Origin of the sequence: Photobacterium sp. WH77 (assembly GCF_022014395.1) — a bacterium.
In the GTDB taxonomy this organism is placed as follows: Bacteria; Pseudomonadota; Gammaproteobacteria; order Enterobacterales; family Vibrionaceae; genus Photobacterium; species Photobacterium arenosum.
Map to the genome: position 1 here is coordinate 142,270 of NZ_JAKLTE010000007.1, position 16,833 is coordinate 159,102.

A 16,833-nucleotide genomic window follows, 5' to 3' on the forward strand; every position below is an offset into this window, starting at 1 on the left:
GCAACGGCTGTAGTGCGCCTCATGAATAACTGCAAAAATGGCAGAAACCTCTGCCGCTACACTTTGATTATCGGCCACTCAAGGTTTTACTTTAATATTTCTGTGGATTCTGTCGCCAGGGCTGCCGAGGCATTACCTTCAATAAACACCTGTAATGACTGCAGAAAGTCCTGCGGGTGGGAAATAAAGGGCGCATGGGAGGCTTGCGGAAAAACCACTTTCTCTGACTGCGGTGCCAGCTTGTCCATATCACTGGCAACTTTGACCGGCACCAGCCCGTCAAGCCGGCCATAGAGACGCAACCAGGGCTGTTGGATCTGTCCCAGCTGCTGGCGCAAATCCACCTCCGCCAGCATGTCCAGACCGGCAGCCAGCGCGTCCGGTGACGGCTGGGGACGCGACAGCACGGCCTGCTTGAGTAACCGGATGTCCTGCCGTGCACTCGGACTGCCCATCGCCTGCAGCGCCATGAAGCGCTCAACCGTCAGGCTGAAATCGTCACTGAGCTGTTGCTGGAAATCACTCAGTACCTGAGGCCTGATGCCGCGCCAGCTATCCATCGCGGCAAAACGCGGTGAACTGGCCACAGTGATCAGCTTGCTGACCCGCTCAGGCGCCTGCAGCGCCGCCTGCTTGGCGATCAGTCCGCCCAGCGACCAGCCCAGCCAGACCGCTCGTGCCGGCGCGCTAGCCAGTAAGGCGTCCGCCATCGCTTCAACAGACTGCGCCTTGACACCGGCACTGTAACCATAGCCCGGCATGTCAACAACATGCACCCGGTATTGTTCTTCCAGCTGCGGCACCAGATGCTGCCAGACAGCGCCATTCATGCCCCAGCCATGAATGAGAACCAGATCGGAACCCTGAGCCAGGTCCTGACCAAATGCTTGCCAGTAGACAGATGCCGTCATGTACACTTCCTTCACTTCAAACCGGATGGCAAGGATGTTATCCCCTGTGGCTGTAAGATCAATCTTTCGTTGGCCAAACCAGCGATGCGCCTTGTGCCGTTTACCGCTGCGTGACGGTGATCACTACTGGTGTCAGCATTGCCTGGCCAGCCTGCCTCGGCCGCCTTATTGCCAGCGCTGCGGAGCCACCACACTGGAGCCCGTCAGCCATTGCGGCCACTGCCTGCGTCAGCCGCCGCCCTGGGATCGGCTGGTGCGCCTCGGAGAATATGGCTTTCCGCTCAACCGGCTGGTTCAGCAATACAAATTTCAGGGTAAATTCTGGCTCAGCCAGCCACTGGCCGGTTTGTTAGCCGAGCAGATGACAGAACCTGCCCCGCTGCTGCTGCCTGTACCGCTGCATCCCTGGCGCCGGCTGATCCGCGGATTCAATCAAAGTGCGCTGCTGGCTGATGCACTGGCGGAGATCACAGGTGGCGATACCGATCACCAGGCACTGCGCCGGACCCTATCGGCCCGCCCGCAGCATCAGCTGTCGAGAAAAGCCCGCCTGCAGAATCTCAAGCAGGCATTTATACTTAACAAAAGAGTGTGGCCGGAGCACGTGGCTATTGTCGACGATGTGGTGACCACAGGCAGTACCGTTTCCGTGTTGTCTCAGCTGCTCAGGAAGCAGCACGTCGCCCGGATCGATGTCTACTGCCTGGCCTTTACACCGCATTATCGCTGATCAGTGACGGTTCATTTTGACTGTTCAAAAAAACCACACAAGATTCAGGGGTGCGAGTTCTTCCGCCAAAGAGTAGAATAGGTTTAACGCTTACTAAGTCAGGTATTACGTCGTGTCTATGATTACTATTTCAGAAAATGCACAGCAGCATTTCGTTAAGCTGCTGGCCCAGCAGCCGGAAGGCACTAACATCCGTGTCTTCGTGGTCAATCCGGGTACCCCAAATGCTGAGTGCGGCGTGTCTTATTGCCCGCCGGAAGCCGTAGAAGCCAGTGACACCGAAATTAAGCTCGGTATGTTCTCGGCTTATGTTGATGAGCTGAGCCTGCCCTTTCTGGCCGACGCTGAGATTGATTTTGTCACCGACAAAATGGGTTCACAGCTGACACTGAAAGCGCCCAATGCCAAAGTACGCAAAGTGTCAGACGATGCGCCACTGATGGAGCGCGTGGATTATATGATTCAGACCCAGGTCAACCCTCAGCTTGCCGGTCACGGCGGCCATGTGTCCCTGTCTGAAATCACTGAAGATGGCGTTGCTATTTTGCAGTTCGGCGGCGGCTGTAACGGCTGCTCAATGGTGGATGTGACCCTCAAAGAAGGGATTGAAAAGCAGCTGCTGGCCGAGTTTGAAGGCGAGCTGAAAGGTGTTCGCGACGTGACTGAACACGCCCGCGGTGATCATTCTTACTACTGATTTATGCCCGTGCGGGATCTCATCCCTACTCTCGCGCACCGGGTAAATCACATAAAAAAAGCCGCTTTCGCGGCTTTTTTCATTCTTGTCTGTGCTTAATGCCTATCAGGATAATCAGGCTTTCGTGCGATTATTCGGCTAGGTATTGTGCGATATCAGGCTTTTAAAACGGTGATAGTCACAGCGCGTCGGCCCCAGTTTTTAGCAGCCCGGACATCACGGCCCATGTAGATATCAATTTTCTTTGACCAGCGGTGATGCATCTTATCCAGCACCACATACTCACCAGGCAGGCCTGAGATTTTTACTTTAGAGCCGTGTTTGAGGCCCATTTTCAAAAGGTCTCGAGATACTGCGATTGCCTTCATTCCCGGCTTTAGTCTGTCTCCCCAGGCAGCAATTGACGGGCTGCTGTCGGTCTGGGCTGGCACGGAATTATACGCCGTTGCCGTCACTCGAACTTTGGCTCCCGGAGCCACTGCACTAGCATTAAAACACCACAGTAAACCCATAAAAAGCAATAAAAAAACACCGATTTTTTGTTTCATTTTCAACCTGCTCAACTCCAAAACAGGTCATATTTTAAACACTATCAATAAGAAAGGACAGGGTTATTGGCCCGTGTAGGTTTATTGAACAGCATAAAATATGATAACTATTTGTTAGAACAGGCCTCTTCAAGAAAAATATTTTTTTGCCATTGATACGCAAAAATAGCCGCTAGCAACAGCCCTCGCATGGCCAGAAAACCTAACATCGCCGCCCACAGCGCATGGTTGCCAAACTGGCTAAACAACTGCCATATCAGGAAGAAACTACAGGTCGCGATAAACATGCTGTTGCGCATTTCTTTGCCTCGGGTCGCGCCGATAAAAATGCCATCCAGCAGAAAGCACCACATTGCCACCAGAGGCACGGCAGCCAGCCAGGGCAGATAACGACTTGCTTCGCGCTGCACCGCTGGGATATCCGAGATCAGGGCAATAATCGCATCCCCGAACAGCGTGAAGGCCAGCGTCATCAGCAAAGCAATCACCACACTCCACAAAGTGGTGCTGATCAGCGTCCTGCTCAGGGCTTCGCGGTTTCTGGCGCCTATGGCTTTGCCCACCATAGCTTCCATGGCATAGGCAAAGCCGTCCATACCGTAAGACACCAGCATCAGGAAACTCATCAGCACCGCATTGGCCGCCACCACGTTATCCCCCAGGCTGGCCCCCTGAAACGTCATGAAACTGAAAGCCAGCTGCAGGCACAAGCTGCGCAGGAAGATATCCCGGTTCAGGCGTAATAAGCGGACTATTCCTTGTCCGACTTTATTGAGCTGGCTACGCCAGGGCGGCAAATTCAGGGTTTTCCACTGACAGGCAACAAAATACAGCCCCAGTACCATGCCGCTGTATTCCGCGATCACTGAGGCGGCGGCCGCGCCGGCCACCTGCCAGCCCAGCCCCAGTACAAACAGAATATCGAGCAAGATATTAATGCTGTTGGTGATGATCAGCAGCCACATGGGCAGCCGGGCATTCTGACTGCCCAGCAGCCAGCCCATGATGACAAAATTGGCCAGGGCCGCCGGCGCCCCCCAGATACGAATCGAGTAATACTGATCCGCATAGGTTTTTACAGCATCGCTGGCGTCGCTGACGGAAAATACCGCATCCGCTATCAGGCCATGGCTGAGGATAAGAAGCGCCGCCAGCCCCCAGGCCAGGGCTATCCCCTGCAGTAGTACAGTCGCCTGCGAAGACTTGTTACTTGCGCCGTACGCCTGCGCGCACAGCCCTGTTGTTGCCATACGCAAAAAACCGAGCAACCAGAAGGTCACGCTGATCATGGTGCCGCCGACAGCCACGCCACCCAGATACCAGGCATGCTCAAGATGGCCGATCACAGCCGCATCCACCAGCCCCAGCAAAGGGACAGTGATGTTGGACAGCACCATAGGAAGCGCCAGGGCAAAGACCTGGCGGTGGAGGGAGATATCTTTTAATGCGGCCAGCACAGTTCCAACCTCATGATTCACACGCTTAAGCCGCACAGTGTAACAGCAGGACCCATGACTGCCAGCTGTTAGCATAAATCTGCCTGTACTAGGCCAGCAGTATTCCCAGCCAGTGGTCAGCCAGTAACACTACAAACAGTCCCAGCAGGTGCCAGATAGAGAACTTGAACGTGGCCCAGGCATGGCCAGGTTCATCGGCAAACTTGAGCTTAACCGCGTACCCGACAAAGCCCAGATTCAGCACCAGACTGCCCGCCAGATACAGCGCACCACTCATGCCTGTCAGCCAGGGCAACAGACCGATCAGCGTCAGAATCAGGGTATAGAGCAGTACCATGGTCTTGGTGAAGGCAATCCCGTGCGTCACCGGCAGCATAGGAATATCGGCTTTGGCATAATCATCGCGGCGATGTATCGCCAGCGCCCAGAAATGCGGTGGTGTCCAGGCGAACACCAGCATCACCAGCAACAGCGCATGAGGATCAAACTGGCCGGTTACTGCCGCCCAGCCAAGCAATGGCGGCGCGGCGCCGGCCAGACCACCGATAACGATATTCTGCGGCGTCGCGTGCTTTAACCACAGGGTATACACCAGTGCGTAACCCACCAGACTGGCCAGCGTCAGCCAGGCGGTCAGCGGATTCAGCTGCCACAGCAAGGCAAAGCCCACTATCATCAGCACAGTGGCAAAAATCACCGCATTGACAGTCGGCACCCGCCCACGCGCCAAGGGCCTGTGATGAGTGCGGGCCATCTTGGCGTCTAATTGCCGATCAAGCACGTGATTAAAGGCCGCCGCAGACGCCGACTGCAAGCCGATCCCCAGCAAACCCAGCACTACGGCTTTGACGGGCGGGCTCCCCGGGACTGCCAGACACATGCCCACCAGCGCCGTCAGCAGTAACATCGCCACGACTTTTGGCTTGGTCATCATCAGATAATCGCGCCCCAGCTGTTGCCAGCTTCGGCCTGAATACGCTATCTGGCGTTGTTCCAGTGACTGTGATTTCGCCATGTCGCCTACCTCCCTGAATTAGCCTGACTTGGGTGTCATACGGCCAAAATGCGTTTACCTTCCATATGTTCCTGCCTGCACCTGAATCAGTGCATGGCGGACCGTTTTCACTCGCGGTATAGAAGCAGCCCGGCTGACATTCACCGCAGCCCGAGCCATAAACAACGCCCAGTTCGCCGCCAGTACGCTGAGCAGTAAACCTAATCCCCCCAGGTTATGAGCCACAGCCACTGGCAGTGGCAGGCTGGCCAGTACATTCGTCACGCCCAGCGCGATCTGCGCAGAGAGCAGCGCCAGTATCAGCGCGGCGTAGCGCCGCCAGCCGATATGCCACAGCCGCCAGGCAAGCAGCAGGATCACCAGGGTGGTCAACATGGCGCCGATACGGTGCGCAGCATGAATAGACACCCGCTGGTCAAAATTGAGCACGCCATACTGATAAGTTTGAAAACCCGGCTGCCAGGGCTCAAACGCCCTGATATCAAATTTACTTACCCAGTCCACTTCGCAGACAGGCAGCTGAGTGCAGACCACAGCGGCATAGTTGGCTGCCGTCCAGCCGCCCAGTGCAATCTGCACTGCCACCACTATCAGCCCGGCTACGGCTAAGCGCCGGACACTGACTAACGCAGGAGAGGAAGCAACCGCTGTCGCAGGCCGCTTTCTGTGTCTCAGCAGCATCCGCAACCAGAGCACCAGTAACAGGCTGGCTGTGGTAAAGCCGCCCAGCAGGTGACCCATCACTATCACCGGCTTGAGCGACATGGTCACGGTCCACATACCCAGCAACGCCTGAAACACCACCAGCCCCAGCAACACCAGAGGTAAGCGGCGTGGTCTGTCACCACGGCGACGGGCCAGGACATTCAAAGCGACTATCAGCAGCCCGAGCGCACCGGCCATGTAGCGATGGATCATTTCATTCCAGGCTTTATGCACTTCCACCGGGTGATCCGGAAAAGCCTGTTGAGCCAGTGCATGCTGATCGTCAGTTTTGGGAACTGTCATGAAACCATAGCAGCCGGGCCAGTCCGGGCAGCCAAGCCCGGCTTCTGTCAGCCGGGTATACGCCCCCAGGGCTATCACAGCAACGGATAATAAGAGAGTCAGTCCAACCAGCCAGATAAAGCGCCGGTCGGCCTGCCGGTAACGGGAAGAAGCCATTGATAACATCGCCACTCCTTAGCGCATGCGGTTTGCAACATCAGCCTATTTTGGAAACCTTGAGTAAACGTTTGAGATCCCTCAGCATGTCCTTACCCTGAGCCAGCACCTGCGTCTGCCCTTCCACCAGAGGATAAGCCAGCATGACGTTGCCCTGCGGATCTGAGATATAAATGGCCTGGGCACCGAATTCCAACGCACGGATCTGAGCAAGGACAGGCTCCGGTGCGGCCAGTACTGTACTGCCGCCGGCCTGCACATGCTCTGCAGCAGGCAAGCCTGTATCCCCCTGACCTGAGATCAGCACCAGGCTGGCAATACGCTCCTGTTCGGCGCCCATGGCCTGAGGCACCTGACGCAAATTAAACAAGGCGCCCTGACAGCGGGTATCACACTCTGCCGGCAGCAGATACACCAACTGCCATTTGCCACGCATCCCCAGCCAGTCGGTCACCACAGGCTGCTCCAGTAACTGTCCCCGATTGATGGCTCCCCCCTGATACCAGTGGTTGTCCAGCACCAGCTTGGCCACCACCACAGGCAGCACAAACAACAGTAACAACAACACTAAATTGATGTGTTTTCTCATCCCTGACTCCTGTTTCTCAGTACCTACTGCGTTCTCAGTGCGTACTGCGTTTCAGCCACCACCAGGCCAGCCCGGCGACGGCCAGCGCCAGCAGAAACCACTGCACGGCATAGGCATAATGCTTTTCCGGCCCCATCACTACGGCCTGCCAGTTCTGCTTGAGCGCCAGTGGGTCATCCGCCGCTATCTGTATGACCCAGTCAGGCAAGGGCAATCCCGTTGCACCTGCCAGTTCTGCTGGCTTGATATTTTGCACCCGCCTTGGCCAGCCACTTTCTGTCCCTGCCTCGCTCAGTTCAGGAAGCTGAGTTGAGGGTGCAATCATGCCCGTCAGCATGACCTGGCCATGAAATTCGGGTAACACAGGCAGCTCATCCCGGTATTGCGGTGCAGGCAACCAGCCTAAATTCACCAGTACCCAGGCGCCGTTTTCCGTCCGGAACGGGTAAAACAGGTGATAACCCGGCCGGCCGCGATCCAGCTGGTTATCCAGTAAAATCGCTTTGCTGTGATCATATTCGCCGCTTAACCTGACCCGGTACCACAAAGGATCATCCGGCAGGCTGGCGACACTGTAGAACGTCTGCTCTCCCCTGAGCTTCAGCGCTGCTGTCAGCGTTTCTTTTTCCTGTCCCCGTGAGATCTGCCACATTCCCAGCTTGACCAACACCGACAGGACCACCAAAGTAAAAAGAATAAAACCTGTCCGTCTCATCGCGTCCTGTGCCTCATCCCTGACGCCCTGATTCAGCCAACCACGGAGCTATCATGTTGCTGAAAATCCTGATTGTCTGCCTGCTGTTCTTTATCTTGTTTAACTTATTCCGTGCCTTGCCAGTGATGCTGAAAGGCAAGCAAAGCAAACCTATGTCTCACTACCTTGGCCGGCGCGTGCTGTTTTCTGTCCTGCTGTTTGCCCTGTTGTTGCTGGCACTGGCAACGGGTCTTATCGAGCCGCATCCCCGGCCGTTCTGATGCCCTCTGGCATCAGAGAATATAGACAAAGACAAACAACCCCAGCCACACCACGTCAACGAAGTGCCAGTACCAGGCTCCGGCCTGAAAGGCAAAATGGTGCTCTGGTGAAAAGTGCCCTTTCAACACCCTAAGCCAGACGATAAAGAGAATAAGAGTACCCAGAGTCACGTGCAGGCCGTGAAAGCCGGTCAGCATAAAGAAGGTATTGCCGTAGACCCCGGCATCTAACGTCAGATCCATGTCTTGATAGGCATGGATATATTCGACACCCTGCAGGTACACGAACAAGCTACCCAGCAGCACAGTTAACAGCAGATAAAGGGTCAGGCGCGGGCGGTTGCCTTTTTCCAGCGCCACATGGGCAAAGTGTACCGTCACAGAAGAGGTCAGCAGAATTAAGGTATTGTAGAGCGGCAGACCAAGCGGTCCCATGGCCTGGGTTTCCGTACCGCCAGGTGTCATGATCAACGGCCACTGTGCGACAAACTCCGGCCACAGCACTTCGTGTGTCATGGCGTTATTACTCGCCCCACCCAGCCAGGGCACGGCTATCATCCGGGCGTAAAACAGCGCCCCGAAAAAGGCGGCAAAAAACATCACTTCTGAGAAAATGAACCAGCTCATGCCCTGACGAAAGGAGCGGTCCATCTGTGAGCTGTACAGGCCGGTCATTGATTCGCGGATCACATCGCGGAACCAGCCCACCAGCATGATCAGCAGCAAACCCACCCCGCTCATCAAAATCCAGGGACCATTGCCGCCGAACAGTCCACCGACGGTGGCACCGGCGCCCATGGCTATCAAAAATAACGCCACTGCACCCACTATCGGCCAGGCGCTGGCCGCCGGCACATAATAATGCTCATGGGAAGGCTTCAGGGACTGTTCATGTTCTGTGTACGGATTCGCCATGGTCGACCTCATTGCGTTTGCGCCGCAGGTTCCGGCTGAGCGTTAAACAAGGTATAAGCCAGTGTCAGTGTATTGATATCCTCAGGCAGTTTGGGATCAATATAGAAGAGCAAAGGCAGCTCTGCTGACGCTCCGGCAGCCAGTGGCTGACGGTTAAAGCAAAAACATTCAATCTTGTTAAAATACTGCGCCCCCAGCCCCGGAGAAACGGACGGTACCGCCTGGCCCACTGTGGCGGTCTGAGTCAGGTTCTGGGCCGAATACAGCACTTTGTAGGTTTCGCCCGGATGCACCACCAGCTTGGTCACTTCCGGTTCGAATCGCCAGGCCATGCCCGGATTGATATAGGCCATAAATTCCACAGTAACGGTTCGCTTGTCGTCTACCTGTTCACTGGCAATGGCGGCCTGATTGGATGTTTTGCCATTGATGCCAGTAACTTCACAAAACACGTCATAGAGAGGCACCAGCGCAAAGGCGAAGCCAAACATCCCCAGTGACAGTAAAATCAGGCTCAGTAACGACTTCTTCTTACCTTTTTCCTTATCGGTGTCAGCCATATCGCCCCCTTAGTCCACCTTAGGTGGCGTGGAGAAAGTATGATGAGGCGCCGGAGAAGGGACTGTCCATTCCAGCCCTTCAGCGCCATCCCAGGGTTTCGCGCCTGCCGGTTCCCCGCCACGCACACACTTCACGACGACCGCCAGGAAAATCAGCTGCGACAGACCAAACAGAAAGCCGCCAATACTGACGATGGCGTTCACATCGGCAAATTGCAGCGCATAATCCGGAATGCGGCGCGGCATGCCTGCCAGTCCCAGGAAATGCATAGGGAAGAACAGAATATTGACGGAAATCACTGAGCACCAGAAATGCCATTTCGCCAGGCGTTCATCGAACATATGCCCCGTCCATTTAGGCAGCCAGTAATAAGCCGCGGCCATGATGGAGAAGATCGCGCCAGACACCAGTACGTAGTGGAAATGAGCCACCACAAAATAGGTATCGTGATACTGGAAATCTGCCGGGGTGATCGCCAGCATCAGGCCGGAGAACCCGCCTATGGTAAAGAGGACAATAAAGGCGATGGCAAACAGCATAGGCACTTCAAAGGTAAGTGAACCTCGCCACATGGTAGCCACCCAGTTAAACACTTTTACCCCGGTCGGCACGGATATCAGCATGGTGCAGTACATGAAAAACAGCTCGGCAGCCACCGGCATCCCTGTGGTAAACATATGATGTGCCCACACCAGGAAACTCAGACCGGCAATAGACGCCGTTGCGTATACCATGGAACTGTAGCCAAACAGCCTTTTGCGCGAAAACGCCGGAATAATCGCGGAAACAATACCGAAACTCGGCAAAATCATGATGTACACTTCCGGGTGACCGAAGAACCAGAAAATATGCTGGAACATCACAGGATCCCCGCCACCGGCGGCATCAAAGAAACTGGTGCCGAAGTATTTGTCGGTCAGTACCATAGTGACCGCTCCCGCCAGCACCGGCATCACAGCAATCAGCAGAAACGCCGTGATCAACCAGGTCCAGACAAACAGCGGCATTTTCATGTACGTCATGCCAGGCGCACGCAAGTTCATGATAGTGACTATGACGTTGATAGCCCCCATGATGGAACTGATACCCATGATATGAATAGAGAAGACAAACAGGCCAGTACTCTGCGGACTGTAAGTCGTCGAGAGCGGCGCATAGAACGTCCAGCCAAAGTTCGGGCCGCCGCCTTCCATAAACAGCGACCCCAGCAGCATGGCGAAGGCAAACGGCAGAATCCAGAAGCTCCAGTTATTCATCCGCGGCAGCGCCATGTCCGGCGCCCCTATCATCAGTGGCACCATCCAGTTAGCCAGCCCGGTAAACGCAGGCATCACGGCACCAAAGACCATGATCAGACCGTGCACTGTGGTCATCTGATTAAAAAAGTTAGGATCCACCAGTTGCAAGCCAGGCTGGAACAATTCGGCCCGGATCACCATCGCCATCGCCCCACCGACCAGGAACATAGTGAAGCTGAAAATCAGGTACAGGCTCCCGATATCCTTATGGTTGGTAGTAAACAGCCAGCGCTTGATACCACTTTGATGATGATGTATATCATGCTCCGTATGACTGGCCTCTTCCACTGCCTGTTCACGCATCATGTCCGTCATGCCCTGTTACTCCCTAAAGCTGTTCGCCCTTAAGAATTGCCTGTACTTCTGCTGCCTGAACCATATCGCCGGTATTGTTACCCCAGGCATTACGCTCATAGGTAATCACAGATGCCAGCTCCTTCAGGCTCAGTTGCGGGCCGAACGCCTGCATTGCCGTACCGTTACGTCCGTGGACCACAATGCTGATGTGTTCCAGTTTTTTAGCCGGATCAACCGAAATCCCTGTTCCGGCCAGTGCCGGAAACGCGCCCGGCAAACCCTGACCATTGGCCTGGTGACACACAGCACAGCGGGTGTTATAGACTGTCTCGCCCATCGCCATCAGCTCATCCATGGGCATTTGCATATCCAGCAGACGCAGCTCTTCAGCTTTCGCCTCCCGCTGGGCGGTTTTGGTGACTTGCAGCCATTCCTCAAAATCGGCCTGCGGCTTGGCTATTACCACAATCGGCATAAAACCGTGATCCTTGCCGCACAGCTCAGCACATTGCCCGCGGTAGATACCCGGCTTATCAATCTTGGTCCAGGCTTCGTTAATGAAACCGGGATTGGCGTCTTTCTTGACGGCAAACGCGGGCACCCACCAGGAATGAATCACATCCTGTGAGGTCATCAGAAAGCGGATTTTCTGCCCGACAGGCACCACCAGCGGATGATCCACTTCCAGCAGGTAGTTATCGCGCTTTTGCCGTTCATTGTTAATTTGCGCCTGAGAGGTGGCTAAGTTGGAGTAAAACTCAACATCTTCGCCGAAATAGCGATAATGCCACTTCCACTGTGAACCGGTTATCTGAATAGTGATATCCGATTGCGAGGTATCTTCCATCGCCAGCAGGGTTTTGGTCGCCGGAATGGCCATTACGATCAGAATGACAAAAGGAATCAGGGTCCAGAGCAGTTCAACCCGGGTACTTTCATGAAAGGAAGCCGCCACAGCACCCCGCGACTTTCTATGATGAATAATGGCCCAGAACATCACGCCGAATACCACGATACCAATCGCGACACAGATATAAAAAATCGTCATGTGCAGTGAATAGACCTGCTGACTGACCCCGGTAACCCCCTGGGTCATATTCAGCGGCATCGACTGGGTTTCTGCCCATGCAGGCAAACTCAACAAGCCCAACAATCCATAAAACAATGGCCGCATCATTCCGTGGCTCCCTCCCTCAGTCACCCTGACAGTCAAGTGTCAGCGAACGTCCCGCGCCGGAGACAGCAAACACCTGTCTCAGCCAGGATTCCCTCTAATCAGCGCAAAGAAGCTATAACAGCTTGTTTACATTTAACTTAGGACAGATTTGCCAGAATGAACAAAATTTTGAGTAAGAAATAGTCAACGCCCACAAGAAATGGGCGCTGGTAGACATAAGCGGGCAGAATGAGAAAAGGTCGGGCTTAAAAACGAAGGTGCGACACCACAGGTGTCAATCTGTGACCGAACGAAGGTAAGTGCGACAGCCAACGCTGCCAGGGGCGCCAGCGCGGACAAGGCACAGTGAGTGGCGAGTGGCTGGATACTTGCTCTGCCCAGGGCAGCCATTGCAGCAACTGGCGGACAGGATCTTCAAAACCATGAGCATAATCCTGTGTCCCTAATTTATGGCCCAGACCGCTGTCACAGCGATCGCCGGCCAGCACGAGGCACAATTCCAGTTGATTGAAATGACAACCAATCCGCTGGACAAATTTCGCCACTTCCTGCGCAGAAATCTGCAACAACGCCTGATCACAAACCAACATAACAGGTGAAGAAAAAGCGGTTGGCAGCTGGGATAACCAGTTCAGATCCGTTACAGAGCCCGGCCGCATCCGATACCGCTCACTGGCGTGAAACAACTTTTGCCGCCACAGCAGGTTCTCATTGCAGTCCAGCTCCAGCCAGCGGCACCGGCCATTATCCAGCCGGTAGAAGCGGGTATCCAGCCCTGCTCCGACATTGATGACATGGCCATTAGGAAAACGGCGCAGAAAATGCTGTACCCGCTGATCCACCAACAGGGTCAAGGTCGCGTGCAGCAACTGGTGTTGATCAACATTACCGGCCAGGCAATCGGGGGCCAGATGACACTGCCGGCAAGCCGCTGCGGCTAAGGGGTCATAAATCAAACCACCGTCAGCCAGACTCTCGCGACTACGCAGCCAGAGCGGCTGCAAGAGTGCAGCCGGAATATGATAGCGGGCAGATTTAGTCATTGTCGTCATCGTCTACAAGGTGATACCTTGATGATAATGACTATCATTAACTATTGCAAAGAAATCGTCGGTTCTTTACACGCAATCAGACCTCAGCCCCAGTCGCCGTTACGGATAACACCCACGGCAATGCCTTCAATGGTCAGGTGCTGCTGGGTCAGATCCACCACAATCGGTGCAAACGCCTCGTTTTCGGCATGCAAATACACCTGAGACCCTTTCTTTTCAAGACGCTTAACCGTCACATCATCATCAACACGGGCAACAACCACCTGGCCGTTACGGACATCCTGGGTTTTATGCACCGCCAGCAAATCGCCATCCATAATCCCTATGTCTTTCATGCTCATGCCATTGACACGCAGCAGGAAATCAGCCTGCGGCTTAAACATTGACGGGTCAACATCGTAATGGGTTTCAACATGTTCCTGAGCCAGAATCGGCTCACCGGCGGCAACACGCCCGATGAGCGGCAGACCACGTTCCTGTGCATCCTCGTCATTCACCAGCAGGCGAATACCGCGTGATGCACCCGGTACGATTTCAATCACCTGCTTACGGGCCAGCGCTTTTAAATGTTCCTCTGCCGCGTTGGCAGATCGGAACCCCAGTTCACGGGCAATTTCCGCCCGAGTCGGCGGCATGCCGGCGACTTCAATTTTTGCTTTGATCAAATCAAAGACTTCTTGTTGGCGTGGCGTTAACGGCTTCATGACATACCCTGTCTTTTTATACAGTTCACTGTGAGTATATCCAGTGTTCATTGTTTTGAAAAGACTATATTCAATGAAATGCTGGCTTGGCTGACCCTGCCACAACGCCAGCGAACAAAATTTTACTCTTTGCTATCCTGTATCGTATTTTTCGCAGCAATACCCGGCGCGTTTTCTGCTATCCTTGCCACGCATTAAGATTTCGAGGCTAGTTATAAACATGTCAAGTTGGCAGAAATTTTCGCAAAGTCTTCTGAATTTGCCGCTTTCTTTACTGGTTAAGACCCGTACAATCCCGTCCGATCCTGTTTCTGAACTGGAACTGGATCTCGACCGCCCTATTATCTACACCTTGCCTTTCAGCTCGCAGACCGATCTGCTGACCCTGAGCGCAGCGACCCAGGCCGTCGGGCTGCCCGATCCGCTGGAGCCTGTTGTCATCAATGGCCAGGTGTTCCCCCGCTATGTCTTCGTCGCCAACAGCCCGAGTATTTTCGGCAGTGACGGCCAGCTACCGGCCAAATCCTTAACCCTGTTTACCGATTTGCTGGCGGCCCATAAAGCCGATCCGCAACTGGATGTTCAGCTGCTGCCCGCTTCGATACTGTGGGGCCGCAAACCCGGCACTGAAGGTGAGCAAAAACCGATACTGAAAGCCTTAAATGGTCCGGAAAAATGCTTCGCCGTACTGGCGCAGGGCCGGGATTGTATGGTCCGCCTCAGCCCGACCATGTCGTTACGCTTTATGGCCGACAAGCACGGGACAGATAACGCCATTGCCAATAAGCTGGCCCGGGTGGCTAAGATCCATTTCTCCCGCCAGAAGCTGGCGGCGGCAGGCCCTCGCCTGCCACAGCGTCAGGCGCTGTTTAACCGCCTGCTGGCCTCCAAAGCGATAGAAAAAGTGGTCCGCGAGGAAGCGGAAAGCCGCGATGTGCCTTTAGAAAAAGTGCGCAAAGAAGCCATTGATATGATGGAAGAAATTGCGGCCGATTTTTCCTACAGCCTGGTTCGTCACGGTGACCGTTTCCTGAGCTGGTTGTGGAACCGTCTTTATAAAGGGATCAATGTCAGCAATGCCCAGCGGGTCCGCCAATTAGCGCAGGACGGCCATGAAATTGTCTATGTCCCCTGTCACCGCAGTCATATGGATTACCTGCTGCTGTCTTACGTGCTCTATCAGGAAGGCATGGTACCACCACACATTGCGGCAGGTATTAACCTGAACTTTTTCCCGGCCGGGCCGATTTTCCGCCGCGGCGGCGCGTTCTTTATCCGCCGCAGCTTTAAAGGCAACCGCCTCTATTCAACAGTATTTCGCGAATATCTCGGTGAGCTGTTTGCCAAAGGTTACTCGGTGGAATATTTCAGTGAAGGCGGCCGCTCCCGTACCGGTCGCTTGCTGGCACCGAAAACCGGCATGCTGTCGATGACCATTCAGGCCATGCTGCGCGGCCTCAACCGCCCGGTCACTCTGGTGCCTGTGTATATTGGTTACGAGCACGTGATGGAAGTGGCCACTTACGCCAAAGAGCTGCGTGGCAAGCGAAAAGAAAAAGAAAGCTTGGGTCAGGTATTGCGCACCCTGCGTAAATTGCGCAATTTCGGACAGGGTTACGTCAACTTCGGTGAGCCTATCCCGCTGAATCAGTACCTGAACGAGCAGGTGCCAGACTGGCGTCAGCATATCGACCCGATTGAACCTGCCCGCCCGCAGTGGCTCAACCCTGTGGTCAACAACCTGGCCGATAAGATGATGACCCACATCAACGATGCAGCAGCAACCAACGGCCTGACTCTCTGTGCGCTGGCATTGCTGGCCTCTCGCCAGCGCGCACTGAGCCGTGAAGAGCTGGAGCAACAGATTGACTGTTACCTTCAGCTGCTCCATAACACGCCGTATTCGTCGGACTGTACTCAGCCGTCAGACACAGCGGCTGAGCTGGTTGAGAATGCCATCAGCATGGATAAGTTCATGGTTGAGCGTGACAGCCTGGGAGAGATAGTGTCGCTGGATCGGCAGCAGTCACTGCTGATGACCTATTACCGCAATAACATCATCCACCTGTTTGCGCTGCCTTCGCTGATAGCCCACATAGTCGTTTCACACCAGCGCCTGAGCCGGGCCGAAATGCATCGTCAGATCAGCCTGCTGTATCCGTTTTTGAAGGCCGAGCTGTACCTGCGGTTTGACTGGGCGGACTTACCGGAAGCGCTTGATGCCCTGATTGATGAGCTGATCCGGCAGCGGCTGATCCTGAGTGACGGCAATGAGTTGTCGCTTAACAGTGTCCGTATCGGCCCGCTTCAGTTACTGGGCAATACCATTACCGAAACCTTGCAGCGCTACGCCATTGCCCTGACGCTGCTGCGCAGTGAACCTCAGCTGATGAAGAGCGATCTGGAACAGCAAAGCCAGATGATGGCACAGCGCCTAAGCCGTCTTCACGGTATTAATGCGCCTGAATTCTTCGATAAGGGCGTCTTCTCTGCGATGGTCAAAACCCTGCGTCAGGAAGGCTATCTGAATCAGGACAACCATGCGGTCTCACGTCCGGTGGCCACCCTGGCCGATTTACTGGCCGATTTGGTTTCTCCGGAAGTGAAGCTGACCATTCAGGCAGTCATGAACCGGGAAGAGAAAAAAGAGCCGGGGCCGGATTCAGCGGATAAATAATCCACCCGCTTAAAACAGCAAACGCCCGCTAGATGCGGGCGTTTTTACAACCGGAGCGGAATCATC

17 protein-coding genes are annotated in these 16,833 nt (G+C 54.7%); 4 read left to right on the forward strand and 13 right to left on the reverse strand.

Annotated features, from left to right (window positions below):
- Positions 1-86: 86 nt before the first annotated feature.
- Positions 87-911: a pimeloyl-ACP methyl ester esterase BioH gene (gene bioH / locus L6J37_RS09965; protein ID WP_192016015.1), complete on the reverse strand. Its 825-nt coding sequence runs from the start codon at positions 909-911 to the stop codon at positions 87-89.
- 46 nt (positions 912-957) lie between these two features.
- On the opposite strand from bioH, the gene L6J37_RS09970 reads away from it, so the two are divergent.
- The gene (locus tag L6J37_RS09970; RefSeq protein ID WP_237794941.1) at positions 958-1,641 is read left to right on the forward strand and encodes a ComF family protein; all 684 of its coding nucleotides are present in this window, start codon (positions 958-960) and stop codon (positions 1,639-1,641) included.
- Between the two features lie 118 nt (positions 1,642-1,759).
- Positions 1,760-2,338 (forward strand): Fe-S biogenesis protein NfuA, encoded by a 579-nt coding sequence (nfuA, locus tag L6J37_RS09975; RefSeq protein ID WP_192016104.1) that lies wholly within the window; start codon positions 1,760-1,762, stop codon positions 2,336-2,338.
- A gap of 155 nt (positions 2,339-2,493) precedes the next feature.
- Here the strand turns inward: nfuA and L6J37_RS09980 are convergent, their stop codons facing one another.
- From L6J37_RS09980 to L6J37_RS10005, 6 genes are all read right to left on the reverse strand, one after another.
- Complete coding sequence (locus tag L6J37_RS09980) at positions 2,494-2,886, reverse strand: 3D domain-containing protein (protein ID WP_192016017.1); 393 nt, start codon at positions 2,884-2,886, stop codon at positions 2,494-2,496.
- A gap of 107 nt (positions 2,887-2,993) precedes the next feature.
- Positions 2,994-4,343 carry an MATE family efflux transporter DinF gene (gene dinF, locus L6J37_RS09985; protein WP_192016105.1) on the reverse strand — a complete coding sequence of 450 codons (1,350 nt, stop codon included), beginning with the start codon at positions 4,341-4,343 and terminating at the stop codon, positions 2,994-2,996.
- A gap of 88 nt (positions 4,344-4,431) precedes the next feature.
- A complete protein-coding gene (gene cyoE / locus L6J37_RS09990) occupies positions 4,432-5,358 on the reverse strand; it encodes a heme o synthase (RefSeq protein WP_237794942.1) in 927 nt (308 codons plus the stop codon).
- A 54-nt stretch (positions 5,359-5,412) separates the two neighbouring features.
- On the reverse strand, positions 5,413-6,531 hold the full coding sequence (locus L6J37_RS09995) for a COX15/CtaA family protein (RefSeq protein ID WP_237794943.1): 1,119 nt from the start codon (positions 6,529-6,531) through the stop codon (positions 5,413-5,415).
- A gap of 31 nt (positions 6,532-6,562) precedes the next feature.
- Positions 6,563-7,111: a cytochrome oxidase gene (locus L6J37_RS10000; RefSeq protein ID WP_218384496.1), complete on the reverse strand. Its 549-nt coding sequence runs from the start codon at positions 7,109-7,111 to the stop codon at positions 6,563-6,565.
- A 34-nt stretch (positions 7,112-7,145) separates the two neighbouring features.
- Complete coding sequence (locus L6J37_RS10005) at positions 7,146-7,826, reverse strand: SURF1 family protein (RefSeq protein ID WP_192016020.1); 681 nt, start codon at positions 7,824-7,826, stop codon at positions 7,146-7,148.
- Between the two features lie 53 nt (positions 7,827-7,879).
- Between L6J37_RS10005 and L6J37_RS10010 the strand changes: the two genes are divergently transcribed.
- On the forward strand, positions 7,880-8,086 hold the full coding sequence (locus L6J37_RS10010; protein ID WP_027250530.1) for a DUF2909 family protein: 207 nt from the start codon (positions 7,880-7,882) through the stop codon (positions 8,084-8,086).
- Positions 8,087-8,098: 12 nt separating this feature from the next.
- Here L6J37_RS10010 and L6J37_RS10015 read toward each other — a convergent pair whose 3' ends face one another.
- The 6 genes from L6J37_RS10015 to lexA form a co-directional block, all read right to left on the reverse strand.
- A complete protein-coding gene (locus L6J37_RS10015) occupies positions 8,099-9,001 on the reverse strand; it encodes a cytochrome c oxidase subunit 3 (protein ID WP_192016021.1) in 903 nt (300 codons plus the stop codon).
- 8 nt (positions 9,002-9,009) lie between these two features.
- Complete coding sequence (locus tag L6J37_RS10020) at positions 9,010-9,561, reverse strand: cytochrome c oxidase assembly protein (protein WP_192016022.1); 552 nt, start codon at positions 9,559-9,561, stop codon at positions 9,010-9,012.
- Positions 9,562-9,570: 9 nt separating this feature from the next.
- Positions 9,571-11,175, reverse strand: a complete 1,605-nt coding sequence (ctaD, locus tag L6J37_RS10025) for a cytochrome c oxidase subunit I (protein WP_237794944.1) — start codon at positions 11,173-11,175, stop codon at positions 9,571-9,573.
- 13 nt (positions 11,176-11,188) lie between these two features.
- Positions 11,189-12,331 carry a cytochrome c oxidase subunit II gene (coxB, locus tag L6J37_RS10030; protein WP_442957009.1) on the reverse strand — a complete coding sequence of 381 codons (1,143 nt, stop codon included), beginning with the start codon at positions 12,329-12,331 and terminating at the stop codon, positions 11,189-11,191.
- Between the two features lie 248 nt (positions 12,332-12,579).
- Positions 12,580-13,377: a class I SAM-dependent methyltransferase gene (locus L6J37_RS10035; RefSeq protein ID WP_192016025.1), complete on the reverse strand. Its 798-nt coding sequence runs from the start codon at positions 13,375-13,377 to the stop codon at positions 12,580-12,582.
- 92 nt (positions 13,378-13,469) lie between these two features.
- Positions 13,470-14,090 (reverse strand): transcriptional repressor LexA, encoded by a 621-nt coding sequence (gene lexA, locus L6J37_RS10040; RefSeq protein ID WP_192016026.1) that lies wholly within the window; start codon positions 14,088-14,090, stop codon positions 13,470-13,472.
- 220 nt (positions 14,091-14,310) lie between these two features.
- On the opposite strand from lexA, the gene plsB reads away from it, so the two are divergent.
- Positions 14,311-16,767 (forward strand): glycerol-3-phosphate 1-O-acyltransferase PlsB, encoded by a 2,457-nt coding sequence (gene plsB, locus L6J37_RS10045; RefSeq protein WP_192016027.1) that lies wholly within the window; start codon positions 14,311-14,313, stop codon positions 16,765-16,767.
- Positions 16,768-16,833 lie beyond the last annotated feature (66 nt).

Bases quoted from the DNA above. Each gene is read 5' to 3' on its own strand.
- L6J37_RS10015 (WP_192016021.1), bottom strand. From the start codon at position 9,001: ATGGCGAATCCGTACACAGAACATGAACAGTCCCTGAAGCCTTCCCAT.
- L6J37_RS10000 (WP_218384496.1), bottom strand. From the start codon at position 7,111: ATGAGAAAACACATCAATTTAGTGTTGTTGTTACTGTTGTTTGTGCTG.
- nfuA (WP_192016104.1), top strand. From the start codon at position 1,760: ATGATTACTATTTCAGAAAATGCACAGCAGCATTTCGTTAAGCTGCTG.
- L6J37_RS09995 (WP_237794943.1), bottom strand. From the start codon at position 6,531: ATGTTATCAATGGCTTCTTCCCGTTACCGGCAGGCCGACCGGCGCTTT.
- coxB (WP_442957009.1), bottom strand. From the start codon at position 12,331: ATGCGGCCATTGTTTTATGGATTGTTGGGCTTGTTGAGTTTGCCTGCA.
- cyoE (WP_237794942.1), bottom strand. From the start codon at position 5,358: ATGGCGAAATCACAGTCACTGGAACAACGCCAGATAGCGTATTCAGGC.
- L6J37_RS10035 (WP_192016025.1), bottom strand. From the start codon at position 13,377: ATGACTAAATCTGCCCGCTATCATATTCCGGCTGCACTCTTGCAGCCG.
- L6J37_RS10005 (WP_192016020.1), bottom strand. From the start codon at position 7,826: ATGAGACGGACAGGTTTTATTCTTTTTACTTTGGTGGTCCTGTCGGTG.
- plsB (WP_192016027.1), top strand. From the start codon at position 14,311: ATGTCAAGTTGGCAGAAATTTTCGCAAAGTCTTCTGAATTTGCCGCTT.
- L6J37_RS10010 (WP_027250530.1), top strand. From the start codon at position 7,880: ATGTTGCTGAAAATCCTGATTGTCTGCCTGCTGTTCTTTATCTTGTTT.
- lexA (WP_192016026.1), bottom strand. From the start codon at position 14,090: ATGAAGCCGTTAACGCCACGCCAACAAGAAGTCTTTGATTTGATCAAA.
- bioH (WP_192016015.1), bottom strand. From the start codon at position 911: ATGACGGCATCTGTCTACTGGCAAGCATTTGGTCAGGACCTGGCTCAG.
- ctaD (WP_237794944.1), bottom strand. From the start codon at position 11,175: ATGACGGACATGATGCGTGAACAGGCAGTGGAAGAGGCCAGTCATACG.
- L6J37_RS10020 (WP_192016022.1), bottom strand. From the start codon at position 9,561: ATGGCTGACACCGATAAGGAAAAAGGTAAGAAGAAGTCGTTACTGAGC.
- L6J37_RS09980 (WP_192016017.1), bottom strand. From the start codon at position 2,886: ATGAAACAAAAAATCGGTGTTTTTTTATTGCTTTTTATGGGTTTACTG.